Raw genomic sequence first — 26,789 nt, 5'->3', positions numbered from 1 at the left:
ACCTGAATGTTTAGTTATTCAACTAGAAAAGGCTATATAGCTATGTTCATCTTCGCATCTGGTGTTAGAACAGCTATGTTTTAGAAGTGATGTTTTTAAAGGTGACTTGGCGGCAGAAAGGACGACTAGGGACGTGGTTATGAAGAAAAGAATAACGCTGCTGTTGATGTCGGTACTACTCCTTGCAGGGTGCAGTACCAAGTTTGTTTACCATAATATGGACTGGTTTATTCTTGAGTACCTAGATGATTATGTGACTTTGACAGATCAGCAGGAAAGTTTGGTGAAAACGCAAATTGATGCGCTCAGCCAATGGCATCAAACTGAAGAGCTAAGCAACTATATTGTGCAGTTTGATCAACTGCTTGAACTCAATCCTAAAACTCTCACACTTGATCAGCTTCAACAGCACAGAGATTGGATTTATGAGCATTACCAGAGTTTAGTGACGCAAATCTTTCCGAGTATTTTTCCAATAACCACCGCTTTGTCAGACAAACAGGTGGATGAATTTATGCGTGGTTTAGAAAAACGGCATCAAAAATACGCCGATAAGTATGCGGATTTGAACGAAAGTGAAACCAGAGCCAAGTATGAAGAACGAATTATTGATCGTATGGAACAATGGTTAGGTTCTCTAACTGCAGACCAAGAACAATTGGCAGGACAATGGGCGAACGCTTTACAAATAACAACCTACGACTGGATAGCGTTTCAAAAAGTACAACGAAACGAGATCCAAGCACTGTTGAATCAACGCCATAACCAAGCTGAATTCAATCAGCGATTGCAAAAACTTCTCTTTTCACAAGAGGAGTCCTATAGCTCTGTGTTCAAGGCAAAGCTTAATTACAACGAGCAGACATCAAACGAATACATACTCAGTATTGTCCATCTCTCTACTCCCAAACAGATTGAACACTTCAAAGAGACTGTCTATGAATGGCGAAGTTTAGCCAGCGACCTCCATGCGGCCAAACGTTAAGCCTTCAGCTGGTTTACTGATGGGTGGCATCAAAAAAGTGATATTCACCAAGCTAATGAGTTGAGAACATTATTAATTAATATTCTCAATTGGTGTTACAATCGGCGGGCAAATGTAACAACAAGTAAATTTTGTCTAGCGCATATAAATCCTAATCCATTGATTATTTAAAACAATGCTAGTCATTTTGTAGTAGGGATACAGATATACATGAAAAACTTTTCTTTTAAGAACAAAATTATAGCGCTGATTGCTAGCATTATTACTGTGACCATTTTTGTGTCATATATGAGTGTGAACCACTTTATCAGTGGTTATATCTATGAGTCAGACACGGCAAGAATCAAACACAATATTGATTTGGTTACTGCGCAGCTAGAGCGAGCACTGCAAGAAAAGTTAACACTGACGAAAAGTCTCAATTTCAGCATGATGGATATCGCAGACACCAAAGAGTCGACAGGCTTTGCGAGCATTGTGTTAGTAACGAATGGCTATGCTTTCGATGATACTGCTAACTCGCTTGATGATGAGCAGACGGAAACATACCTGAAGTTGGCTGAACAGTTAACGGAAGAACCGACTATGAGCAGTGTGGAAATGGTGGATGGAAAGCCAACGGTTCGTATCTCACTCAAAAAATACGATGGTTCGGCAAACTTCTTTACTCTCGACATTAGCAACCTGAAAGACATTATCGAAGCCTATTCATTGCCGGGCAGCTATATGGAACTTATATCGGCAAACCAAATTACCATTTTCTCCGATAAATCCAGTGACAACGTTATTCCAGTTTCAAAACAGTTCACAATTGATGGTCAAAATTGGTCGTTGAATGGCTATATCGATCTAGATAATATCCAGACCAATACAGACAGTCTCAACTGGGACATTACTCTAGCGTTGTTGATCTCGGCTGCAATTATTATCTGTCTGAGCGTGCCAATGCTGAATTTTGCCTTCAAACCTCTACTGCGTTTAAAAGAACTGGTTGCGGATCTTTCGCAGGGTAATGGTGATTTAACTCAACGCTTAAGTGTTACATCGAAAGATGAAATCGGCGAGATATCAACGTCTATTAACCGCTTTATAGAACAGCTTCAGGGGATGTTTATTGAAGTCTCCAGCTCATCATCCAAAATCGATACTGCGGTGAGCCATCTTAGCAATCAGTCTCAATCAAATATGCAGATGTTAAATGCACATACCATTGAGACAGAGCAGGTGATCACTGCGATAGACGAAATGAGCGCAACCGCCAATTCAATTGCACAGAGTGCCGCAGACGCAGCCAAGCTTACTGAGTTGACCAACGCTTACGCAGACGAGTCTAAACAAACCGTAAACCAAGCAGTGCAAAGCGTGACAGCATTGGAAGCGGATGTGGCAGAAATGGCGAATACCATCAGCGCGATGAATCAGGACACCAAACAAATTGGCTCGGTACTGCAGGTGATTGGTGATATCGCTGAACAGACTAACCTGCTGGCATTGAATGCTGCGATTGAAGCTGCGCGTGCAGGTGAACAAGGTCGCGGTTTTGCAGTGGTAGCTGACGAAGTTCGAGCATTGGCAGCTCGTACTCAACAAAGTACAGCGCAAATCAACGAGATGCTTTCTAAGCTCAATAACACCTCTGAAAATGTTGTGAGCAAGATGGAAACCACGCGCAGGAGCTGTGAAGCGACATCGCAAAGCACTCATAAGGTGATGGAGTCATTAAATACAGTTACCACATCGGTAGTAGAAATTAACGACTTGAACACGCTAATGGCAACGTCTGCTGAGCAGCAAAGTCATGTGACTGAAGAAGTCAGTCGCAATATGGCAACGATTCAGGAGTTAATCGGCGAGCTTAATAATAGCGCTTCACAAACAAACACGATTAGTCAGGAACTGAGAGGCACATCGACGGATCTGTCTGACGTCGTTACTCAGTTCAAAGTTAACTAAAAATAGCCTTTCACAAGATGACTGAAAAAGGAGCACTAAATGGTGCTCCTTTTTTTGTGGAAACCGTAACGTTGAAAAATGCCTTCATTAAAATGAAACGACGTATCAGATAAATTGGCCTTAAAATTTAAAAAAATATGGCAGAGTTCTCATTTACCGAACGATATTGTCTCAATTTTGAACTAAGACTCATTGTTTCATATTAAGTTTGGATAGAATGAGCCGACACTAATAAATGAGGCTTAGTTAGTTGTAGGAAAACTCGCACTTTCAGCTGTTGTGACGAAGAGTAGAAAGTCAGTTTGATAGTGAGTTTATATCAAGCGTAGTCAACAAGCAGTTAACTGATCACCCCGCATAATAATAATTACTCTATTCACCATCAGCTCACTGTTTTATCGGGATCAGTAGGCTAAGAACTTTGTGAAGGACGCGAAGACTTATGAAGAGTTTTTCCTTTAAGAACAAGATTATATCGCTAATTGTTGCCATCATTGCAATCACCATTTTTGTATCATATCTCAGTGTTAACCACTTTATCAGCACATACATCTATCAGTCAGATACTGCCAGAATTGAGCATAATATAGAGCTGGTAAATAAAACGCTGCAGGGTGAGTTACAGGGCAAATTGAATCTCGCTAAAAGCCTTAAATTCAATATGATGGATATCGGGACGACCAAAGAGTCTGCAGGTTTTTCTCATATTGTTCGTTTAGCGAGTAGCTATGCCTTTGATGATACTGGCAGAGTGCTAGAGCAGGATGAAACACAAAAATACATCACTCTGTCAGAAAGTCTTACCGCTGAACCAACAGTAAGTGAGGTTATTGTTGTCGATGGTCAACCAACTCTAAATATTTCAATCAAACATCTTGATGGGTCATCGAACTTCTTCACTCTTAACTTAAGTGGTTTGAAACCGATTCTTGAAGCTTATTCTCTTTCTGGCAGCTATATGGAATTGATCTCGGAGAACAACATTACGATTTTCTCTGATAAGACAGGTGAAAACTTGATTCCTGTTGAGCGTAAGTTTGATATTGGCGGCCAGTTATGGAAACTGAATGGCTATATCGATCTCGATAATATTCAAGCTAATACCGACGCCCTGAATTGGAAGATCACTATGGCACTATTAATTTGTGCAGTGATCATTATCGGTTTAAGTGTTGCAATGCTGCACTTTGCGTTTAAACCTTTGCTTCGTCTAAAAGAACTGGTAGCAGATCTCTCTCAAGGAAACGGTGATCTAACCCAACGCCTAAGTGTAACTTCGCAAGATGAAATCGGTCAGATTTCAACATCGATTAACCGTTTCATCGAACAGCTTCAGGGTATGTTTATCGAAGTTTCAAACTCATCAGAGAAAATTGATTCAGCGGTTAACCATTTAAGCAGCCAGTCTGAATCAAACATGCAGATGCTAAACGCGCATACTATTGAAACAGAGCAAGTTATTACTGCGATCGATGAAATGAGCGCAACGGCTGGCTCTATCGCGCAAAGTGCGGCAGACGCAGCCAAGCTGACTGAACTAACGAACACTTACGCAGATGAATCTAAACAAACAGTAAATCAAGCTGTTCGCAGTGTTACGGCGCTGGAATCGGATGTAGCTGAAATGTCGAATACCATCAGTGCTATGAACCAAGACACCAAACAAATAGGTACTGTACTTCAAGTGATCGGCGACATTGCTGAACAAACTAACCTGTTGGCATTGAATGCTGCAATTGAAGCTGCGCGTGCAGGTGAGCAAGGTCGTGGTTTTGCAGTAGTAGCAGATGAAGTTCGAGCGCTAGCAGCTCGCACGCAGCAGAGTACTGGGCAGATCAATGATATGCTGTCTAAGCTCAACAGAACTTCTGAAAATGTCGTGAGCAAGATGGAAACCACACGTAAGAGCTGTGAAGCGACATCGCAAAGTACACATAAAGTGATGGAGTCACTCAACACGGTAACGACTTCAGTCGTTGAAATTAATGATCTAAACACCCTGATGGCAACGTCTGCTGAGCAGCAAAGCCATGTGACTGAAGAAGTCAGCCGCAATATGGCAGCGATTCAGGCATTGATTGGTCAGCTTAATGATAGTGCTGCGGAAACTAACAACATCAGCTGTGAGCTAGGTGGTACATCTAGCGATCTTTCGCAGGTGGTTGGGCAGTTTAAAGTTCATTAATCATTTGTTTCAAATGTCATGAAGAGCACCGTTTGGTGCTCTTTTTTTATTCGCTCTTCAATGCCATGTTCAGGGTAGGTTAGATGATTGTCAGTGTTGCCGGCATCGTATTGAGTGAGTTGTTAACACACGTTTAAATTGGCGACGAATCAGCTCAAAAGGAACCAATATGAAACGATATGGGATAATTTCACCATTACTTCTGCTAAGTGCAGCAATGACAACTCACGCTCAGGCATCGGATTCACAAGTAGACATAGAATTAGGCTGCGTATCTGTTGCAAACAGAGATGTCTCAATAAAAACGGGCGACTGTAATACTAGAAGAGTCGAGACGGTCGAAAGAGTGAAAGTAGTAAAAGTGGTGGAAGAGCGCCATTACCATGATCATCCAGTGCATGGAAAACACCCGGGCAAGAAGAAAGGTCACAACAAAGAAACGTATATATTAGTACCGGCAGCAAAGCACAAACACTAAAGTTCTGGCCAATAAAACAAAAGGGATGCATCAAGCATCCCTTTTCAGTTTGGTCACTTATAACAATTAAACGTCGTAAGTAGTAGACGCAGTGTTGCCGCCTGTACCAGTCCAGTTAGTGTGGAAGAATTCACCACGTGCACGGTCAGTACGCTCGTAAGTGTGAGCACCAAAGTAGTCACGTTGAGCTTGTAGCAGGTTCGCTGGTAGACGAGCCGTAGTGTAACCGTCTAGGAACGTTAGAGCTGAAGTCATACATGGCATTGGGATACCTGCTTCTAGAGATTTAGAAGCTACTTTACGCCATGCCACTAGGCTGCTTTGTAGAATGTTCTTGAAGTACTCGTCAGAGCCTAGGAACGCAAGTTCTGGGTTCTTCTCGAATGCATCACGGATATTGCCTAGGAATGCAGAGCGGATGATACAACCACCACGCCACATTAGCGCTACGTTACCGTAGTTTAGGTCCCAGCCGTTCTCGTTTGATGCTTCGCGCATTAGCATGAAGCCTTGAGCGTAAGAGATGATCTTAGAAGCAAGCAGAGCTTGACGTAGTGCATCAACCCACTCTTGTTTGTCGCCTTCAACTGGAGTAATCACTTTACCGAACAGTTTTTCAGCTTCAACACGTTGGTCTTTCAGTGCAGATAGACAACGAGAGAATACAGACTCAGAGATTAGAGTTAGAGGAATGCCTAGGTCTAGCGCGTTGATACCTGTCCATTTACCTGTACCTTTTTGGCCAGCAGTATCAAGGATTTTCTCAACAAGTGGCTCACCGTCTTCATCTTTGTAGCCAAGGATGTCAGCTGTGATTTCAACTAGGTAGCTGTTTAGCTCAGTCTTATCCCAATCAGCAAATACAGCTTGCATCTCGTCTGCAGACATACGTAGACCATCTTTCATGAACTGGTAAGCTTCAGTGATTAGCTGCATGTCGCCGTATTCGATACCGTTGTGTACCATCTTAACGAAGTGACCAGCACCGTCGTTACCAACCCAGTCACAACATGGCTCGCCAGCATCAGTTTTTGCAGAGATACCTTGGAAGATTGGCTTAACCGCTTCCCAAGCTTCTGGTGCGCCGCCAGGCATGATTGAAGGTCCGAAACGAGCACCTTCTTCACCGCCAGAAACACCAGTCCCAATGAAGTGGATACCTTTTTCACGTAGCGCAGCAACGCGACGGTTAGTATCTGGGTAGTTAGTGTTACCGCCATCAATAATGATGTCGCCTTTGTCTAGAAGTGGTACTAGTTGATCGATGAATGCGTCAACTACTGAACCCGCGCGAACCATAAGCATCACTTTGCGAGGAGTTTCTAGTTTCTCTACTAGCTCTTCTAGAGTGTACGCACCAATGATGTTAGTGCCTTTCGCTGGACCTTCTAGGAACTCGTCAACTTTTGACGCAGTACGGTTGTGAGCAACCACTTTGAAGCCGTGGTCGTTCATGTTTAGGATCAGGTTTTGACCCATAACCGCCAGGCCGATTACACCGATATCACCTTTCATTTGTTTCTCTCCTTCACGCAATCTTTGCTGCTGCGTCTAAATCTAAATACCACTCTGTTTCGCCAGTCTTTGACTGAATTTTTGCTGCTGGATAAGGAAGTTCAGCGGCTGGAGTAGTGTGAATTTCATTAACGATCTCGGTTTTACCTGCACCAAGAACGAGGTAACTAATACGTTTTGCTGCTTCCAAAACTTTCGCTGTTTTCGATACGCGAAGTTGACCAGATTCTGGATGCGTTGCCACTACAGACAGATTTTCATCTGCGTAGTTAGTAACGTTAGGGAACAGTGATGCTGTATGACCATCAGCGCCAACACCAAGCAGGATCCAATCGAAAACAGGAGTGCCATTTTCGCACGGGATAACGTCAGCCATTTCTTTTGCGAAACGCTCAGCTTCTGCTTGTGGCTCATCTTCACCACGAATACGGTGGATGTTTTCTGCTGGAAGGTTTACTTGGCTAAATAGCAGTGCGTTTGCTTCGCCGTAGTTGCTTTCTGCATCATCAGGCGCAACACAACGTTCATCACCCCACCAGAAATGTAGGTTTTGCCATTGAATAGCGTTTGCATAAGGTGCACTCGCCAGTAACTTAAACAGCATTTTTGGTGTGCTACCGCCAGACAGTGAAATATGCACAGGCGTGCCTTGTTCACTGTAGCGTTGCATTTCATTCGCTAGTGATTCAACAACCTGCTCAGCTGTTTGAAAAATCTTTGAATTGATCATAGTTCACAGTAATCCGTGTCTGTAAGGTTTTTGCATGGGAAGCGCCATGCTCTTCCATCATTAATAAGAAGGTCGTCTGATTCTTTTGGACCCCAAGTACCACAGGCGTATCCGTATAGGGATTGCGGGTCTTGTTTGAAGTCCAGAATAGGTTGAACGAATTTCCAACAAGCTTCTACCGCATCAGTACGAGCAAACAGCGTTGCGTCACCATTTAATGCGTCTAGCAGTAAGCGCTCGTAAGCAGTCAGCATCTTCGTTTCTTCTAGCGATGCGTAGTGGAAGTTCATAGAAACTTCTTTTGCTTTGAAGCCTGCGCCCGGCTCTTTAAGACCGAAGCTCATTAGGATGCCTTCGTCTGGTTGAATGCGGATGATCAGCTTGTTCTCAGGCGCATTTTTACCAAATACAGGGTGAGGAGTGCGTTTGAAGTGGATAACCACTTCAGTTACACGTGTCGGTAAACGTTTACCACTGCGCACGTAGAAAGGAATGCCATTCCAACGCCAGTTGTTGATAAACATCTTCAATGCTACGTATGTTTCTGTACGAGAGTCTTCCGCTACACCTGGTTCATCACGGTAGCTCGGTAAGAACTTACCGCGCACTTCTGATTCGGTATATTGACCAAGTACAAGGTTGTTGCGTAGGTCATCTTCAGACAAAGGCTGAAGGCTTTGCAGAACCTTGTTCACTTCATTACGGATAGAATCCGCGTTGATAGCCGCTGGTGGTTCCATACCGATCATCGCTAACACTTGTAGCAAGTGGTTTTGGAACATGTCACGCACTGCACCAGAGCCGTCGTAGTAACCACCGCGCTCTTCTACACCTAGGAATTCAGCACCAGTGATTTCAACGTAATCAATGAAGTTACGGTTCCAAAGTGGCTCAAACATACCGTTTGCAAAGCGGAACACAAGTAGGTTTTGAACGGTTTCTTTACCTAGGTAGTGGTCAATACGGTAGATTTGGTGTTCTTTGAAATGGTGGTGAATTTCGATATCCAGTTCTTGTGCTGATTTTAAGTCGTAGCCGAATGGTTTTTCGATAATCAGACGTTTCCAACCATCTTTTTCATCGTTTAAGCCGTGAGCAGCAAGGCAAGAAGGGATCACGCCATAAAGGCTAGGAGGGGTAGCAAGGTAGAACAGGGTGTTACGTTGTTCAAATGCGTATTGGTCTGAAAGAGAGTTTAAGCGGTCTTTCAGTTTTACATAATCTTCGACATCCGACGTATTGATGGCTTGATAGTGAATGTATTCACAAAAAGCATCAAGAATCTCAGGTTCGGTTTTCTCTAATTCTTGAAGCGAGCGTTTCAATTTTTCTCGGTAAGAGTCGTCACTGTATTCAGTACGACTTACGCCTAAGATTGCAAAGGATTTTGGCAGTTGGTTGCTTGCGTATAGGTGGTATAAAGCAGGAATCAACTTGCGGTAGGTTAAATCGCCCGAAGCACCAAATATCACGATGCTGCTGTTTTCAGGTATTAACATCTTCTTTCCCTTAGAAACTAGGTGTGCCCAAAAACCAATGGAGTTGTTTGGGTATATTTAGCAATGGCTTACCCTAGCAGCGCAATGCACAAATAAGTAATTGGTTTTGTCTATTTCTGTAATTAGAAAAACCGAAACGCCCTTTGTACTCAATGTCATTATTTTACATTGGACATCGGGACATGGCTGATTTGGTATCAAAATGTGACTTCAAACCAACACGAGGTCGGTATTGTCTACGACAATTTGACACACATCAACTATTGATCGCGCAATCGATTAACTTTTGTTCGATTTGTAACCATAAATTCATTCTTCACTGATCATAGAGCCTAAATTTGTGACTCTATTAACCGGTTTAGAATTGCTGTTTCATATACGCTTTCACTGTTTTGATGTGTTCTTCTTTATCGATGTCACTGTGCTGGAATTTTTCCAAGAACATGTCGGCGTATTTCTGGTACACATCCTGTTCTAGAAAGAGCAGATAAAGTTTCGGGTCGATGTGTCCCGAGGTTGCCATTTTGGTCATGATTGAGATCGATTCATCAATGGTTTTGGCCTGTTTGTAAGGTCTGTCATTGGAGGTTAAGGCTTCAAACACGTCCGCGATAGCCATAACTCTTGCCTGAACAGAAAGTTCTTCTTCGTGTAAGCCTCTCGGGTAACCTTTACCGTCCATACGTTCATGGTGACCACCTGCAATGTCAGGAACATTCTTAAGATGTTCAGGGTAGGGTAAACGCTGCAGCATAGTGATGGTTTGCACTATATGGTCATTAATCATAAAGCGCTCTTCGCTATTCAATGTGCCACCACGAATTGAGAGGTTGTATAACTCGCCACGGTTGTATTGGTATTCGCCCGGCTGAAGAACAAAAGGTTCTTGCCATGTGTTTTTCGGATTGTTGTTCGCTTCCCATTTTACTTGGTGAACTTGTTTGTCCGCGATGAGGTTTTCCATCACTGGCAATGGTTGTTTTTCTCCCGCTCGTTGTGCCTCAATCCATGAAATACCCAATTGATCGTCAAGGGTTCGCTTCCACTGTTTTTGCGCAATGGTCTCTAATCGGGCAACGTCTTCATCAGACATGTATTCACCGCCGATGTTGCATTTAGCAACGAAAGCAAAGTCTTCATCCAATGAGTGCTGAGTCTGAGTCAAGGTCGTTTTAAGCTGGCTTTCATCGCCCCCCAAAGCAACGCCTTGCCAGTAATCCGCTTCGGCCTGTGTTTTCAGTAATTCAAAACGCATACGAACTTCATGTATTCGGTCATAAATGGTTTCGAGTTTCGTCGCTTTGTCCACTACGTATTCAGGAGTGGTCACTTTGCCGCAGTCGTGTAGCCAAGCCGCTAAATTGAGTTCTTCCCACTGCGGCTTAGTCATTGAGAAATTGCGGTAGTAGTGAGTATCTTTGTCTGCGACTTCTGCCAGCATCTTGGTCAGTGCTGGTACACGTTGGCAGTGACCTCCCGTGTACGGGGATTTGGTATCGATGGCGGATGCGATAAGGGTAACGAAGGCATTCAACATGTCTTTTTGTTGTTGAATCTTGTCGATGTTGTCTTTGGCAATTTCGGCAAAGCTTAAAAGCTCTCGCAAGAAGGCATGCTTGTCATATTGCTCTGAAGTAATGGCGCGCTCGTACCCCAGATTTAATACGCCAACTAGCTGTTTTTGACGGTTAAGCAGCGGAAAGAAATAGATATCCGAGTTGTACAGACAGTCCTGATGCTTCTTCAAAATATTGTCGCTTCGGGTTAAATGAACTGTTTCTCCTTTATTGAGTTCTGCCATTAACCACGGCGTTCCTGTAATCAACGAGTTTAGGTCGATTTTAAATGGAATGATGGCGTGGTCTGCGACGTTGGTGAACGTCTCTTTTTCAGGAGAGTAGGTGTAAAGTTGAATCGTCTCGGCGCGTGTGACCAGATAACTCTGATGGGTGATGGTTTTTGCCAACACACTAAATTCCTGATTCGACGCGGTATCACGAAGAAGCCTTAGCAAGTCGTGTAGCGTGTGTTCCATCAGCTCTATTGATTTCGTGAGGTTCGCCACCTCCCTAATCACACTTTTTGGATAACGAGTTTTCTTGAATTCGAAGCGGGTAATGTTGTCTGTCAGCTCCATTAAGTTCACTAATGGTTTCGCGAGGCGAGCAGAGATAATCCATACCGCGGTAAAGCAAATCGCCATCAGTGCAAAGGCGGCTTGCAGTTGTTTGTTTCGCATTGAAAGCAAGCTGGCGATCAAGTCGTCCTGCGGAGTGGCATCGGCTAAAAGCAAATGAATGCTTGGGCTTAAAGCAACAGGGGTCAGAGTGACAGACCAAGATTCATCGTCACGCTCAACGGTTTCATACAAGGTTGAACTGCTGATTCGGTTGGCGACAGGGGTAAAGATGCTGTTGTTTAATTTCTGCTGAGTCGTTTGTTCATCATCAGACAGACTTAATGACGTATTGTGCTGAGCTAATACTCGGAACTGGTGATCAAACAGTGCCAGCTTAGCATTTTGCGAGTAGCCGATTTGAGAAAGCTCTTGTGAAAGCGAATCCAGCGTAAAGTCGGCACCTACGACCTTTTGACCATCTGCGGATCTGCGTGACAGTGTGACGCCTGGAGTTTGAAACAGATAGAACACATAAGGTTCCGTTAAACGAATCACATCATCTTCTTCCGCAGAGGTGTACCAAGGTCGCGTCCGTGGGTCGAACTGGTTGCCTTGATGATTAACATATCCTACTCGAAGGAGGTTTTGGTCGAAGAAAATGTATTCGTTGGTACCATCCATCTTGGTGTAGTTAATGAATAGGCGGGCGGTATCCGGCGCATTAACGCGTTCTCTGGATTGGCTGTCAAACAAGGGGCGAACTATGGTGAAATCGCCATCTTCATTGCCGAAATACAACGCCACTAAGCTGGCCTGACGTTCAAACAATAAGCGCATTGATGAAAGCCAACGAGCTCGTTCTGAGGGTGGCTCGTTATCATCGATGAAACTGCTGTAAGCCATGAAATCTAAGGTGGACAAAATAGGCGCGATGCTTTTTTGAAAAGTCGATTCTAGTTTGCGACTGTTTTCTTGGCTCAACTCTTGAGCGCTGCCACTGAGTAGCTGTTTTGCATGGTGAGAGCTAATGCTAATCAGTACCGCTCCTACAATAGCCGTTAATATGAAAAAAAGAGTACTAATGTGAATACTGAGTGAGTAGCGGCGCTTCATGCAGAATCCCTTCAACAAATGGTTGTATAAGTATTGTCGAACTTAGAAAAGTTGCAAAAAATATCCGTAAAAATAGTTATTGAAAATTTCACAAAATCATTAACTTATTAAGCTTTCTATTTGTAATCTCCCACCCGAAGCACAAAGCAAAATGACCGTCAATCTGACTTGTAATCAGGTGTGGGCTGATATTCATCTAGTTTTACTTATGCTGTACGGTTGTAGTTCAGAGTGGGACTGATACACTGCGTATATCGTGATGTAAGGAAAGAAAAATGAAACTCGAAGTAGATACCCATACCCACACTTACGCTAGCGGTCACGCATACAGTACCCTGATTGAAAATGCCAAACTGGCAAAGCAGAATAATCTCGCAATGTTTTGTATGACTGACCACGCTGAAACTATGCCTGGAGCGCCTCATTACTGGTTCTTTGCCAACCAGCGTGTTGTTCCGCGTTTCTTGGAAGGGGTGGCGATTATTCGCGGTATTGAATCCAACATTATGAACGTTGAAGGTGAAGTGGATATCCATCCTACCTTGGATGAAAAACTGGATTGGGTGATTGCGAGTTTTCATGAAGCGGTTTTTAGACCTTCTAGTAAAGAAGATCATACTCAGGCACTGCTCAATGTTATCAGAGGCGGACGTGTTGACGCTTTAGGTCACTTAGGTAATCCAAATTATGATTTTGATTTTGAAGCTGTGATTGCTTGTGCGGTTGAGCACAACGTGGCAATTGAAATCAATAACAGCACTTTGAAAGGTCACAGCCGAGTAGGCAGCGTCGACCGCTGCTATCAAATTGCGGAAGTTGCAAAGCGATTAGGCGCTTGGATAACAACTGGCAGTGATGCCCACTTTTGCCAAGATGTCGGTGTGCTGACGAAGGCAGAACAACTTCTTAACAATGTTGGTATTGATTCCAAGCAAGTAATTACTCATAGTGCACAGCAGTTCCTAAACTTTTTGGCACTTCGAGGAAGAGAGCCAATAGAAGAGTTTGCGGACTGGTATAAATAACAATAACGATTCTGGCTTACTGTAAAAAGTAAGGCGAACACGGAAGAGAAAGTAAATGAAAAAACTATTAACCATTGGCCTAGGGTTGTTGCTCTCAACTCAACTGTTTGCTGCTGACTTTGATCTCAAAGCGACAATGAAGCAAATGAAACAAACATTCAAACAAGCTGCGCAGGCTCAGACTATTGAAGAGATGCAGCAACCAATCATCGATTTAAATCAACTGGTTGAGCAAGCGAAGCAGGGCGATTACCCACCGGAGAAAAAAGACATCTATCTTGAAGGCTTCAACAAGTTGACGGTTGCTCTAGAGAAGATTGAAACTGAACTTCAAGCGGGTCAGTTCGAAGCAGCAAAAGAGTCATTGAAACAAATCGATGGTCTTCGTGAGGAGTACCATGACAAACGTAACCCAAGTATTTGGCAGCGTTTGTTTGGCTAATAGCCACAAATTAGTATGCTCAACAGCATTAAATGAGAATATCGAAGGTAGCCAAATGGCTACCTTTTTTGTGTTCAAGAAGCCGTGAGAAAGAAGTGTATGGCAGCTGTTTTACAAGAAGCTGTGTTGTAAATGATATGTATTATCGATGTTATTTCTGACTGTGGCTGGTATAGTACGCGCCCATAAAAGAATCATTCTAATAATCAATAAAAGTCACTCTTCAGGCACTCTATCTGGGTGCGTTACACAAAAAGGAAAGCTCATGTTGAGAAACTCAACACCTCCTCAGCCCAAAGCGACTTCTCGGGCAAAATCACTCTATTTTATGACTTGGCGCTGGCATTTTTATGCGGGTCTTTTTGTTATCCCATTTATTCTGATTTTGTCTCTGACAGGCCTAGTGATGTTGTTCGATGATGAAATTGAACAAGCCCGCTATCACGATTTATTAGTCGTAACCCCACAACATCATGAATTAGCGGTATCGGCACAAGTTGCGGCGGTGCAGCTGCGTTACCCAGATTATGTTGTTACTCAGTTTATTCCCTCGCAGGCTGATGATCTGGCGAATAAGGTTTCGGTACGCACGCCGGATGGGGTCAATCTTTTCGCAATGGTAGACCCATATTCTGGACAAGTTCTCGGTACTATTGATAGAGGCGAAAGCTGGTATTCGCTGGCCAATGAAATTCATGCCACCTTATTGATGGGTGACCTAGGGGACTATTTAATTGAAGTCGCAGCCAGTTTGGGTTTGCTTCTGCTAGTAACAGGTTTGTACTTGTGGTGGCCACGTGACAACGCATCTAAAGCCGGATTTCTCAAGCTGAGAATGACTCAAGGCACGAGAGTGTTTATGCGTGACTTGCACGCAAACCTTGGCGGAGTACTGTCTGTTGTGCTGCTGTTTTTCCTCATATCGGGACTTTCTTGGACAGGTATCTGGGGGAAAACATTAGTTCAGGCGTGGAATACTTTCCCGACTTACTACACGTGGGGTGAAAAACCACAGTCGACATTGACTCACGCCAGTCTTAATCATGGCGCTGAAGAAGAGATGCCATGGAACCTAGAGCAAGCACCAATGCCAGAATCTGCGGTCGCGCACGATCACTCTGCAATGAACATGGAGATGCCTGAAATGGCTCACGGTTCTATCAACGTGGATAAGATTGTCGCTAAAGCAGAACAGCTCGGTTTCACTCAATACCGTGTTTATTTTCCTAATGGAGAGAAAGGGGTGTACACGGTTGCTGCTAATACTATGGCTGGCGATATCACAGACCCGCGAAACGATCGCACTTCTCACTTTGATCAATACACGGGCAACTTGCTGGTGGATGTCACTTGGGCTGATTACACTCTTTACGCCAAAGCGATGGCCGCTGGCGTGTCATTGCACCAAGGCGATTTAAGTAGCTTAAATAAAGGGTTAAACGTGTTCTTTTGTCTGGCGCTTATCGTTATTGCCCTGACAGCTATTGTGATGTGGTGGATTCGTCGGCCGTCAGGTAGTGCAGCTTTAGGCGTGCCGCCTCGGTTTGCTACTTCAGGTATTTGGAAGACAGGTTTGGTGACGCTGATTTTACTGGCCGTCCTTTTCCCATTAGGTGGTATCACTATCGTCATCACATTGATGTTGGACTGGCTGTTGTTCAGCAGGGTGGAAAAGCTGCGTTTGGCTTTGCGTTAAAGTGAACTAGCTTGCACTCAAGTTAAAAGACTCAGCGGAAAATGGATGAAAAAAGGTCAGAGTGTTCTGACCTTTTTCACATCTTACTGCTTGTTTAACTACAGCATTACAAGACTTGCGGTGCCTAAGAAAGCAAAGAAGCCAACCACGTCAGTGACTGTGGTTAATATCACTGAGCCTGCCAGTGCAGGATCTAGTTCAAACTTGTCGAGAATAATCGGAATAAGTACGCCGAAGAAGGCCGCCGTGACTATGTTCACCACAATCGCCAGAGCAATCGTGCCGCCAATCAAAGGTGACTGGAACCATAACGCCGCAATTGCACCGATTATTAGCGCCCAGAGTAAGCCGTTGATTGAGCCGATTCCTACTTCATTTTTCAGTAAGGCGAGACGGTTACCAACGGTGATCTGATTGAGCGCCATAGCACGAACCATCAGAGTGAGTGTCTGGCTTCCTGCAATACCACCCATAGACGCGACAATCGGCATCAGTACGGCCAGTGCTACTACTTCAGAGATAACATCTTCAAACAAACCAATGGTGATTGAAGCTAATATTGCCGTTACTAAGTTAATGCCTAACCAAACGCCGCGTCGTTTCGAGCTTCGCAGAATAGGCGCAAAAAGGTCATCTCCTTCGTCCATACCCGTACCCGCCATCAAGCGGGCTTCGTAAATCTCGCGCTGAGTGCCGAGTGCAAACTGCCAGTCGATGATACCCACTAAAGTACCGTCATCATTAACCACTGGCACAAGAGATTGTGTTGCGTGCTCTAGAGCTTCAACACCTTCGGCAAGCGTTAAATGCGCGTTGATCACTGAGGTATCTTCTAGCACGAGAGTCTTTATTCTTTCTGCGCTGTCAGCAAGTAGGATGTCGGTATAGGTGACGATACCAATGAACTTCTTATTTTTGTTGATCAGAAAAATATACTGCGGCGACTCATAGTGGTACTTATCTAACAGCATTTTTGCGCGGGCAACAGTAATGCTAAAGGGCAGGGTGTAGACTTTTCTGTCCGCCCAGTGACCAATCTCATCATCACCAAACTCGTTTGCTTGGTCATAGAGTTCAAGTTCGTCGCGGCTGATTAAACGCAGGGCTTCGGTAACAATATCGTCAGGAAGTGAGTCTTCCCATTCGATTAGAGATAAGTTATCCAGCTTTGCTAGTGTTAGTTTTAGCTCTGTCTCAGAAAGGCTTTTAATAACGGAAACACGTACATCCGCACGCATTTCTGTCAGTACATCAATGTGCATTTCCAGTGGCAGACTACGCCACATTCGAACACGCTGCTCTACGGGGAATGCTTCGAGAATAAGCGCGATGGAGCCTGAATCCAGAACGTTTTCGACCAGTTCATTTAGAAGGCTAATTTGCTGCTGGTCATCATCTGCTTTCGCCAGCATTTCAATGTGTTGTGCTAAGTCTTGATATTCGCTCAACGTGTAACTCCGATTAGCCAAGGTTGTAAATAGTATTATTGATGCCGGGGTATTGTTGGCAACGTATTATTAGAACGGGCATGTGTATTATAGATATGTATGAATATCCCGCCTTGCTCCTAGCGTGGTTAACTTACCATAATTCTTTTTAAAAGCATGGCTATTTTCGAAAGGCGTTGGGTATATATGCTTATGTAAGTGATTAAAAAATGGGCTTAAAGGTGAATGTGTTACAAAAGTCTAGCAAGCAACGGCTATTTTTAACGACCTTACGAGAAGTGAATGCTTTCCGGATCGATGGCAAGTATCAGATCTTCCGGTGAAATATCCGGAGTGTTCATCATGCGAGAAACACGTTGGAGAGACGATAGAATCTGCGTTTGCTCCCATTGATCTAAGGCTTGAAATTGCTCAATGAAGTTATCTTGCAGTAGTTGCGGTGCTTGTTCTAACACTTGTTCACCTGCGGTGGTAATGACCGCATGTACTTTACGTTTGTCTTTTGTGTCGCGCTCTCTCTTGATAAAACCTCGTTTTTCCAGTCGATCAAGAATGCTGGTCGCCGTTGCTTGGCTCATGTTGCTGTTATTCGAGAGCTGACGGAGCGTCATTTTTGGCGATGATTGAATAGTCCGCATCAACAGTAATTGGGGACTGGTTAAGCCAAAATTCTTATTCAATTGCTTTGAATGCAGATCTATTGCACGAACAATTTGCCGTATTGATATCAATACTTCATCGTGGGTACTCAAGTAAACCTCCTAAGCTATGTTTTAGAAAAGGGGTTACTGAATGGCAGTAACCCCGTAGACGAATAGAATCAGATAACTCTATTTTCTCAGAGCTTCATCTTCATAGAACTTCATTACATAGCGGCTTTTTTAGCTGTCTCAATCCATGAGTCGAATGTTTTCTGGTTCGCTTTGATCCAACCATTCGCGTGTGCTTCGATGTCTTTTGCCGAGTTATGACCTTGGCTCATCATCATGTTTTCAGCACTAACGTCGTTGATGTTCAGCTTCATGATTTCAAATAGTTTCGCTGCTGCTGGGTTTTCTTCAGCAAATTTCTTGTTCGCGACGATCTTCATTGAGTTCATTTCGAAGCCATAGTTCTTACCATTTGGTAAGGCGGTATCAACGTTTGCTCGATTACCCGGAAGTGAAGAGAAAGGTACTTCCAACCACACGACATCTTTACCCGGAACCAATACGCCACTTACCCAGTATGGCGTCCATGTGTAATACAAAATCGAATCGCCTTTTTTGTAGCGCGAGATGGTATCAGCAATGATTGCGGCGTAGTTACCTTGGTTATGTGTGATGGTGTCTCTTAGACCGAAAGCATCAAGTTGATGTTCAATAACACTTTCACAGCCCCAGCCTGGGTTACAGCCTGTTAGGTCCGCTTTTCCATCATCATTGGCATCAAACAGCTTGGCGATTTTTGGGTCTTTCAGTTGTTCAATATTGGTGATGTTGTGTTTTTCAGCGGTTTTCTTATCAATCAGATAACCTTGAGCAGCACCTGAGATATATTCACCTTTACGATAGAACTTGTCGTAACCGCCGGAAGCTTTAAATTTGTCATCATGTAGTGGTGCCCAGTTAACGGCTAAGTAAGTTGCGTCACCTTCCGCAATAGAGGTGTAACCAACGTTGTAGTCCACTTCTTTGGTCGGTTTAACTTCGTATCCGAGCGCTTCCATGGCTTTGTTAACGATAAGGGTTTGGAACGTTTCTTCCGCTACTGTCGACTGTACTGGTTGGACTGAAATTCCTTCACCAGGTAAAGACGCAGCGTATGCGGATGCGCTCATAATTGAACTCATAGCAATACTGCTGGTTAACAAAGTCTTCCATGTTAATTTCATTTCTGTTCTCCTAGTTTTTTGTTTCCTTCGGTATGTGTGAGTTTCCGTTTGATGCGGTATACAAAAGACGCAGGGCCTTTTTGATACCAGCGAGTTTTTGTATCGTGGCTCTCGTTACCCACTTTTTGCGTGATTCGATCGAGCAAAATGGCGAGTATCACAATTCCTAAGCCACCTACCGCAGCCAGTCCCATATCTAATCGACCGATACCGCGTAGCACCATTTGTCCTAACCCTCCGACAGCGATCATCGAGGCAATTACCACCATAGAAAGCGACAACATCAGTGTTTGGTTGATACCGGCCATAATGGTTGGCATCGCTAACGGCAATTGAATGCGATAAAGCATCTGCTTGGGATTTGCCCCAAACGCGTGTCCTGCTTCAATCAGTTCTTCTGGCACTTGCTGAATACCCAATATGGTTAAACGCACAATAGGGGGCAGGGCGAAGATAATCGTCACGACGACACCCGGTACGTTACCGATACCAAATAGCATCACAATCGGTACTAAATAAACGAATGCTGGTGTGGTTTGCATCGCGTCTAAAATGGGGCGTACGACTTTGGCGGCTGTATTACTTCTGGCAAGCCATATACCCATTGGCAATCCAATCAGCAGACAGAAAAAGACGGACGTCATTACCAACGCCAATGTCACCATAGCTTCATCCCATGCACCGATAAAACCGATCACTAATAGAGAGAAGAAGGAGCTAATGCCTAAACGAGGCCCAGCAAACTGCCATGCCAATAGAAATAGTATGAGCAGCATGATAGGAGCTGGAGTAGAAACCAACGCACCTTCGAATGAACTCAAAATAAAGTCTATGGGTACTCTGACTGCTTGGAACAACGGGCGTCCATGTGTCACAAGCCAGTTAAGTGCCGTTTCAACCCAGTTATCAAATGGGATAATGGCGTCCTTGAATGGATGCATCCAGTCAAATGACTCTGGTTGCGCCTGTGCGGCATTAAGCCAATCACTACCCGAAGTGGTTGCATTGGTAGCTGTTGACCAAGGATCACTGTTCGCTGCATCGGTTGCTGACTGTGTAGCGGCTCCCCACGGGTCGGCTGTTTCCGGAGCGCTAGAAACATTTTCTGTAGCCATGTTTATTCCCTGTCTAAAGTTTGAAGTAAGCGAGATTTGGTAATAACACCAAAATACTGTCCTTGGTCGTCGACGACAGGTACCGCATAAGGTACTTCTGCTACTTGACTGATGAGATCGCCAACGGAAACGTCAGGATGAATCGTGATGGTGTCAGAAAGCAGGGCACTGCTTAGCGAACGTTTTTCTTTCTTCGCTTCATTCAAACTGTGAATCGAAACAATACCGCTAAACTTGTTGGTTCGGTCAACGACGATGCCAAAGTCACGGTCGTGATCCATGAGCAGTTGCAGTGCGGCTGCGGGGCCATCGTTATCGTGTTTTTTAAACACAGCAGCTGGCTTTTTGCGTGCGATGTCTTTCGCACTGAATACCGATGCCACATTCACACCGCGGAAAAACGAACTGACATAATCATTGGCAGGGTTATGCAGAATTTCGTCGGGCGTTCCTACCTGAACCACCACGCCGTCTTGCATAATGGCGATACGGTCGCCGATACGCATTGCTTCGTCTAAATCATGGGAGATAAAAACGATGGTTCGCTTGTCGTCGTTTTGCAGACGAATCAGCTCATCCTGCATTTCAGCTCGAATCAGTGGGTCAAGCGCAGAAAAGGCTTCATCCATCAAGAGTATGTCTGGGTCATTGGTCAGTGCACGGGCAAGACCAACACGCTGCTTCATACCACCTGACAATTCATCAGGAAAAGATTCGCAGTAGGCATCTAGCCCAACACGTTCTAACGCTTTTCTAGCGCTCTTGTGTCTTGTCGCTTCATCAATGCCTGCAAGTTCAAGCCCAAATGCTGCGTTTTCTAACACAGTCATATGAGGCATCAATGCGAAGTTTTGGAAAACCATAGAGATGTTTTGACGACGAACCAATCTCAGTTCTTGCTCTGAAATATGGGCAATGTCTTTGCCTTTGATCAGAACGTTGCCCTTGGTTGGCTCTATTAAGCGGTTAAGTAATCGAACTAATGTTGATTTTCCTGAGCCTGACAAACCCATTATGACGAAGATTTCGCCTTCGTTAACCGTGAGAGAGACATCTTTGACCCCCACGGTGAGTCCCGTCTGTTCGAAAATCTCATCTTTACTTAACCCTTTTTCTATCAGGGAGAAAGCATCACTCGGTGTTTCGCCAAATACTTTATAGAGGTTTCTTACCTCCAGCATGGTAGACATGTTTTTCATCCTTGTTGCTGTACGGTTTTGACGTGAAATATCAAAATTAATAATTAGTACACTAACTATTAATTTTGATGAATACAAGGAGTTGTTTGAGAGATTTGTTGGCTTATTATTGGTAACGTGCTGAAATTTAATATATAATCCCGACTATAATTTTTTGAAATTAATTTGAGTAGAAATGTTTTGTGTGGGAACTAAATGTTGATTTGTTGTCCTGTCAGGAAGGTCAGATAAAAAGGAGTTTTGTCTATAATTAAGACAGATTTTTTCATCTAAAAAGATAGAAATCGAAGACTTTTGAAACAACATTTTTGCGTTTTTTTTACTAACATTTATCAGGTGTCTAGAAACAATAAAAGTTTGTCTTAACGACAAATTATTATGATTAGACACACCCCCTATTTTGTCCGATAAAGCGCGTGACATTTAGGGTGTCAGGTGTGGCTCTCGAAGCCACTTCATTCTCTCTTAGTGTGTGAGATTAAATGTGGAACAATCATCTAAATTAGATCGCGTACGTGCTGATTATAACGTTCATTATTGGAGCCAAGGTTTCTTCGGAATAGATAACCAAGGTGAAGTCTATGTGTCACCAAGGAAAGATGGCCAATATCAAACGCAATTGAGTTCAATTGTGAGTCAGCTAGAAACACGCGGTTTGAATTTACCGGTGCTTGTTCGTTTTCCTCAAATCCTGCATCAACGTGTTCACAACATTTGTGACGCATTCAATCAGGCAATTGATGAATACGATTACCCAAACAAATACCTGCTGGTTTACCCAATCAAGGTTAACCAACAGCGTGAAGTTGTTGATGAAATCTTAGCGAGCCAAGCTCAGCTAGAGACAAAACAACTGGGTTTGGAAGCGGGCAGTAAGCCAGAATTATTAGCAGTTCTTGCAATGGCGCAACAAGCAAGTTCTGTAATCGTGTGTAACGGTTATAAAGACCGTGAATATATGCGTCTTGCGCTGATCGGCGAAAAGCTTGGTCATAAAGTATTTATCGTACTAGAGAAGCTTTCTGAGCTTGATTTGGTATTAAAAGAAGCAAAAAGCTTAGGCGTTAAACCTCGCTTAGGTATCCGCATTCGTCTTGCATCACAAGGTGCGGGTAAATGGCAATCAAGCGGTGGTGAAAAATCGAAGTTCGGTTTGGCTGCGGCTCAAGTGTTGTCTGTTATTGAACGTTTGAAAGCAGAAGATCAGCTTGACGCACTACAACTTGTGCATTTCCACTTAGGTTCGCAAATGGCGAACATTCGCGACGTGCGTAATGGTGTAAACGAGTCAGCTCGTTTCTACTGTGAACTTCGCGAACTGGGTGCAGACATTCAGTACTTTGACGTGGGTGGAGGTTTGGCTGTCGACTACGATGGTACACGTAGCCAGTCTTCAAACTCAATGAACTACGGTCTGGTTGAATATGCTCGTAACATCGTCAGCACGGTTGGCGACGTATGTAACTTATACAATCAACCAAAGCCGACCATTATTTCGGAATCTGGTCGCTCAGTGACGGCGCATCACGCAGTGCTGATCACTAACGTAATTGGTACGGAAGGTTACACGCCTGAAGCGATTGTTGAGCCAGAAGCGGATGCACCTACGCTGCTACAAAACATGTGGCGCAGTTGGGAAACGTTGAACGATGATACTGATGCTCGCGCATTGATTGAAATTTACAACGATACGCAAAGTGATTTGAATGAAGCGCACATGTTGTTCTCAACTGGCGTAATTAACTTGCAACATCGTGCATGGGTAGAGCAGTTATCGCTACGCATCTATCATGAACTACGCATGAAAATGAGTGCGAAAAACCGTTTCCACCGTCCGATTTTGGATCAGTTACAAGACCGTTTGGCAGACAAGTTCTTTGTGAACTTCTCACTGTTCCAATCGTTACCAGATGCATGGGGTATCGATCAGGTGTTCCCGGTTCTTCCTCTGTCTAACTTGCAGAATGTAGAAGATCGCCGCGCAGTGATGTTGGATATTACTTGTGACTCAGACGGTGCGGTTGAGCAATACGTTGAAGGTCAAGGCATTGAAACAACGCTGCCTGTACCTGCATGGTCAAAAGATACCTCTTACCTAATGGGCTTTTTCCTAGTAGGTGCATACCAAGAGATCCTTGGTGATATGCATAACCTGTTTGGTGATACTCACAGTGCTGTAGTGAACATTACAGACGAAGGCGAATCTGAAATCACTTTCATCAATGAAGGTGACACGGTTGAAGATATGATGCGTTACGTACATATCGACGTAGACGCAATTAGAGCTAACTACCGTCAGTTGGTTTCTCAGCGTGTGGCTGAAAACGAACAGCAAGACGTGTTAGCAGAATTAGAGCATGGTTTAAATGGTTATACCTACTTGGAGGATTTTTAAATGAATGATTTGTTTACTAAAACGGATTATTCATTGTATTCAAATGCAATGACGTTCCTTCGCCAGCCGTACCAGAGAGATCCGCTAGAGTCGGATGCTGATGTTGTGGTGTTAGGCGTGCCTTTGGATATGGCGACTTCAGGTCGACCAGGTGCTCGTATGGGACCAGACGCGATTCGTCGCGCCTCAGTTAACCTAGCGTGGGAAGGCAAAAAATTCCCATGGGATTTCAACCTGTTCAAACGCATCAAGTTAGTAGATGCGGGTGATTTGGTGTTTGACTGCGGTGACGCAGAAGATTTCACTTACCGCCTAGAAGCGGCAACCAGTGAGATTTTAAAAAGTGGTAAGACAGTATTGGCATTGGGCGGTGACCACTTCATCACTCTGCCAATCCTTCGTGCCTACGCGAAACACTACGGTGAAATGGCGCTGATTCATTTTGACGCGCACACTGATACATATGCAAACGGCAGCGCGTATGACCACGGCACTATGTTCTATCATGCGCCGAAAGAGGGTCTGATCTCTCCTCGTCATTCTGTGCAAGTGGGTATTCGTACTGAGTACAAACAGGAAGGTCACGGTTTTAACGTTATCAACGCGATGCAAGCGAACGATATGTCTGCGGACGAAATCGTTGAGCAAATTCGTGAAATCGTTGGTGATAAGCCAGTGTACTTAACGTTTGATATTGACTGTTTAGATCCAGCATTTGCACCGGGTACTGGTACACCGGTATGTGGTGGTTTAACTTCAGACAAAATTCTGAAGATTATCCGCGCACTGAAAGGCATTAACCTTATCGGTATGGACGTGGTAGAAGTATCACCGCCGTACGACCAAAGTGATCTGACTTCACTTGCTGGTGCGACGATTGCTCTAGAGCTGCTTTACGTTTGGGCTTCAAATCCAGAGCGTGAATAAGACTTTTACTGCAGGCTAAATAATAAATTGAAAGCCGAGAAGAGAGATCTTCTCGGCTTTTTTATGCGCGTAGCTTACGGGGTTGTTATTCAACAGGCAGATAGAGGCTTTGCTTTGGCGTATCTAACACTACGTTAGTCATTACACGGCGAATCTGCGGGAACTGTTCCATGATGTGTTCAACAAATTCATCGTAACGTTTGGCATTTTTAGCCGCCATCACCACCATTAAATCGACATTGCCAGTGACGTAAAACACCTGTTGAATCGAAGGTTGAGTCTCTGCCCAGCGTTTGAATTTATTCAGGACGGTGTAGTTGTCTCTATCGATTTCGATTCCGGCAATAAAGGTCATTGGGTGAGTGGAAAGCTCGGGTTTGATCACCGCTACTTCCGCCAGAATTGCCCCTTCATCCCTCAAACGTTTTATGCGTCTTTGCACGGCAGAAGCGGACAGGCCTACCTGTTCAGCAATGCTTTCACTCGCCATACGGCAGTTGCTTTGCATCAGTTCCAGTATTTTCTTATCGAAATTATCCAGAGTGGTTTCACTCATGGCTTTCCTCTTGCGGTTATTCCGCATTATTGGGTTCTAAATGCGGTAAATCTTCCATGTGGTGCCAAGAATAGCGGATTTTGTTTACCAATTGGAATCCACAATTACTCCATTCGTACGGTTTAGAAAGAAAAAACGGCTATCAACCTCAACGTGTTCTTAGCTCGTGACTTTAGCTAGTTTAATGATCATGACTGGCTTAATGGATATGGCTGGATTAAAAATGCTTAATGATGATTTTGACACAGGGTTAAACCCTGAAACCTTCGCTCCTGAAACACTTGCAGTGCATGCGGCTATTCGACCAGACCCTCATACTAACGCAATTGCTCCGAACATTGTGATGTCGGTAAATCACAGCTTTCTGCCAAATGAAGGCGCATTTTCAGCACAAGGCATGGAAGACCTCTCAGACTCACCGTTTCTCTATGCTGGTTGGACAAACCCGACAGTGCGCTTACTCGAACAGCGCTTGGCTACTTTGGAACAGGCTGAAGATGGGCTCGCGACTGCCAGCGGAATGGCCGCGGTCACTGCGGTATTTATGTCTTTACTCAAAGCAGGAGATCATCTGGTCATCAGCGATGTCTGCTATGCCGCTGTGTATGAGTTTGCTACCCAAGTATTGCCCCAGTATGGAATCGAAGTCACGGCAGTGGATACTTCTTGCATTAAAAGTGTGCAAAATGCACTGCGCCCTAGCACTAAGTTGGTGCATATAGAGACACCATGTAACCCGTTATTAAGACTGACCAATATTCAAGAAGTCTCTCTGCTGCTTAAAAAAAGAGGAATCTTACTCAGTGCCGATTCGACTTTTTCAACCCCCGTTATTACCCGACCAATTGCACTGGGGGCGGATTTGGTGATTCATTCTTTAACCAAGTTTATTAACGGGCATGGAGATGTGCTTGGCGGGTGTGTACTTGGCTCAAAAGCCTTGATTAGCAAGCTTAGAAGCGTTGCTGGCGTCTATTTTGGTGCATCTTTAAGTGCGCAGAGCGCATGGCTAATTATGCGGGGTATGGAGACGATGTATCCACGTATGAAAACCCTTTGTGAATCAGCGCAAACCATTGCAGAGTGGTTAGAAAACCGCCCCAAGGTGCTAAGGGTTTTATATCCCGGCTTGGCATCTCATCAACAATTTTCTCTGGCTAAGCAGCAAATGGCATTTTTTGGCGGCATTATTGCATTCCAAGTAGAGGATATCGAACTGATTGAGCAACGGTTTGCACATGAATCGAGGATGTTTTATTACGCTTATTCCATAGGACATCAACGCAGTTTAGCAGTGGTGTTAAAAACCGATGATTTGGACAAGTCGACGTATCGATTTAGTCCTGAGCAAAAGGCGAAATTTTCTCGGGAAGCAGGTAAAGGGGTGGTCAGACTTTCCATTGGTCTTGAGTCACCAACTGATTTGATTCGGGACTTGAGTCATCTTCTTAGATGAAAGCTGAATTTTTATGGCATTTTGTTGGTTTTAAATTCGGATAGTTATTGAAATGTTACTAGATTGTGTTGCATTATCTT

General features: G+C 44.1%; 20 protein-coding genes. 10 read left to right on the top strand and 10 right to left on the bottom strand.

Annotated features, from left to right (window positions below; genetic code table 11):
* Positions 1–139: 139 nt before the first annotated feature.
* The 4 genes from HKI82_RS16920 to HKI82_RS16905 all read left to right on the top strand — a co-directional run bounded on the left by HKI82_RS16920 (position 140) and on the right by HKI82_RS16905 (position 5,601).
* Positions 140–985, top strand: a complete 846-nt coding sequence (locus HKI82_RS16920; RefSeq protein ID WP_171138657.1) for a DUF6279 family lipoprotein — start codon at positions 140–142, stop codon at positions 983–985.
* 210 nt (positions 986–1,195) lie between these two features.
* Positions 1,196–2,938 (top strand): methyl-accepting chemotaxis protein, encoded by a 1,743-nt coding sequence (locus HKI82_RS16915; RefSeq protein ID WP_171138656.1) that lies wholly within the window; start codon positions 1,196–1,198, stop codon positions 2,936–2,938.
* A 442-nt stretch (positions 2,939–3,380) separates the two neighbouring features.
* Positions 3,381–5,123 carry a methyl-accepting chemotaxis protein gene (locus HKI82_RS16910; protein ID WP_171138655.1) on the top strand — a complete coding sequence of 581 codons (1,743 nt, stop codon included), beginning with the start codon at positions 3,381–3,383 and terminating at the stop codon, positions 5,121–5,123.
* A gap of 169 nt (positions 5,124–5,292) precedes the next feature.
* Positions 5,293–5,601 carry a hypothetical protein gene (locus HKI82_RS16905; protein WP_171138654.1) on the top strand — a complete coding sequence of 103 codons (309 nt, stop codon included), beginning with the start codon at positions 5,293–5,295 and terminating at the stop codon, positions 5,599–5,601.
* Between the two features lie 66 nt (positions 5,602–5,667).
* On the opposite strand, the gene gnd is transcribed toward HKI82_RS16905, so the two are convergent.
* From gnd to HKI82_RS16885, 4 genes are all read right to left on the bottom strand, one after another.
* Positions 5,668–7,116, bottom strand: a complete 1,449-nt coding sequence (gene gnd, locus HKI82_RS16900) for a decarboxylating NADP(+)-dependent phosphogluconate dehydrogenase (protein ID WP_171138653.1) — start codon at positions 7,114–7,116, stop codon at positions 5,668–5,670.
* 13 nt (positions 7,117–7,129) lie between these two features.
* A complete protein-coding gene (gene pgl, locus HKI82_RS16895) occupies positions 7,130–7,846 on the bottom strand; it encodes a 6-phosphogluconolactonase (RefSeq protein ID WP_171138652.1) in 717 nt (238 codons plus the stop codon).
* Complete coding sequence (gene zwf / locus HKI82_RS16890) at positions 7,843–9,345, bottom strand: glucose-6-phosphate dehydrogenase (RefSeq protein WP_102942402.1); 1,503 nt, start codon at positions 9,343–9,345, stop codon at positions 7,843–7,845. Before zwf ends, pgl begins: the two co-directional genes overlap by 4 nt.
* A 358-nt stretch (positions 9,346–9,703) precedes the next feature.
* On the bottom strand, positions 9,704–12,577 hold the full coding sequence (locus tag HKI82_RS16885; RefSeq protein ID WP_171138651.1) for an HD domain-containing phosphohydrolase: 2,874 nt from the start codon (positions 12,575–12,577) through the stop codon (positions 9,704–9,706).
* A 275-nt stretch (positions 12,578–12,852) separates the two neighbouring features.
* On the opposite strand from HKI82_RS16885, the gene HKI82_RS16880 reads away from it, so the two are divergent.
* From HKI82_RS16880 to HKI82_RS16870, 3 genes are all read left to right on the top strand, one after another.
* Positions 12,853–13,602: a phosphatase gene (locus HKI82_RS16880; RefSeq protein WP_171138650.1), complete on the top strand. Its 750-nt coding sequence runs from the start codon at positions 12,853–12,855 to the stop codon at positions 13,600–13,602.
* Positions 13,603–13,657: 55 nt separating this feature from the next.
* On the top strand, positions 13,658–14,044 hold the full coding sequence (locus tag HKI82_RS16875) for a cytochrome b562 (RefSeq protein WP_102942405.1): 387 nt from the start codon (positions 13,658–13,660) through the stop codon (positions 14,042–14,044).
* A 265-nt stretch (positions 14,045–14,309) separates the two neighbouring features.
* The gene (locus HKI82_RS16870) at positions 14,310–15,740 is read left to right on the top strand and encodes a PepSY-associated TM helix domain-containing protein (protein ID WP_171138649.1); all 1,431 of its coding nucleotides are present in this window, start codon (positions 14,310–14,312) and stop codon (positions 15,738–15,740) included.
* A 98-nt stretch (positions 15,741–15,838) separates the two neighbouring features.
* Here HKI82_RS16870 and HKI82_RS16865 read toward each other — a convergent pair whose 3' ends face one another.
* From HKI82_RS16865 to proV, 5 genes are all read right to left on the bottom strand, one after another.
* Positions 15,839–17,188, bottom strand: a complete 1,350-nt coding sequence (locus HKI82_RS16865) for a magnesium transporter (protein ID WP_171138648.1) — start codon at positions 17,186–17,188, stop codon at positions 15,839–15,841.
* 269 nt (positions 17,189–17,457) lie between these two features.
* Positions 17,458–17,940, bottom strand: a complete 483-nt coding sequence (locus HKI82_RS16860) for a MarR family winged helix-turn-helix transcriptional regulator (RefSeq protein ID WP_102942408.1) — start codon at positions 17,938–17,940, stop codon at positions 17,458–17,460.
* 113 nt (positions 17,941–18,053) lie between these two features.
* Positions 18,054–19,061: a glycine betaine/L-proline ABC transporter substrate-binding protein ProX gene (gene proX / locus HKI82_RS16855; protein WP_171138647.1), complete on the bottom strand. Its 1,008-nt coding sequence runs from the start codon at positions 19,059–19,061 to the stop codon at positions 18,054–18,056.
* A complete protein-coding gene (gene proW / locus HKI82_RS16850; RefSeq protein WP_102942410.1) occupies positions 19,058–20,176 on the bottom strand; it encodes a glycine betaine/L-proline ABC transporter permease ProW in 1,119 nt (372 codons plus the stop codon). The genes proX and proW overlap by 4 nt, the downstream gene beginning before the upstream one ends.
* A gap of 2 nt (positions 20,177–20,178) precedes the next feature.
* Positions 20,179–21,366: a glycine betaine/L-proline ABC transporter ATP-binding protein ProV gene (gene proV / locus HKI82_RS16845; protein ID WP_171138646.1), complete on the bottom strand. Its 1,188-nt coding sequence runs from the start codon at positions 21,364–21,366 to the stop codon at positions 20,179–20,181.
* Positions 21,367–21,859: 493 nt separating this feature from the next.
* Here proV and speA point away from each other — a divergent pair, with 493 nt between their 5' ends.
* Complete coding sequence (speA, locus tag HKI82_RS16840) at positions 21,860–23,770, top strand: arginine decarboxylase (protein WP_102942412.1); 1,911 nt, start codon at positions 21,860–21,862, stop codon at positions 23,768–23,770.
* Positions 23,771–24,697, top strand: coding sequence for an agmatinase (gene speB / locus HKI82_RS16835; protein ID WP_102953546.1), 927 nt, complete (start codon positions 23,771–23,773; stop codon positions 24,695–24,697).
* 85 nt (positions 24,698–24,782) lie between these two features.
* On the opposite strand, the gene HKI82_RS16830 is transcribed toward speB, so the two are convergent.
* Complete coding sequence (locus tag HKI82_RS16830; protein WP_171138645.1) at positions 24,783–25,253, bottom strand: Lrp/AsnC family transcriptional regulator; 471 nt, start codon at positions 25,251–25,253, stop codon at positions 24,783–24,785.
* 166 nt (positions 25,254–25,419) lie between these two features.
* Here HKI82_RS16830 and HKI82_RS16825 point away from each other — a divergent pair, with 166 nt between their 5' ends.
* Positions 25,420–26,709, top strand: a complete 1,290-nt coding sequence (locus tag HKI82_RS16825; protein WP_261881172.1) for a trans-sulfuration enzyme family protein — start codon at positions 25,420–25,422, stop codon at positions 26,707–26,709.
* Positions 26,710–26,789 lie beyond the last annotated feature (80 nt).

It is taken from the genome of Vibrio plantisponsor, from assembly GCF_013041605.1.
Lineage (GTDB): Bacteria > Pseudomonadota > Gammaproteobacteria > Enterobacterales > Vibrionaceae > Vibrio > Vibrio plantisponsor.
The sequence above is the reverse complement of the archived record's forward strand: the minus strand, read 5'-3'. Positions and strand labels throughout refer to the sequence as shown.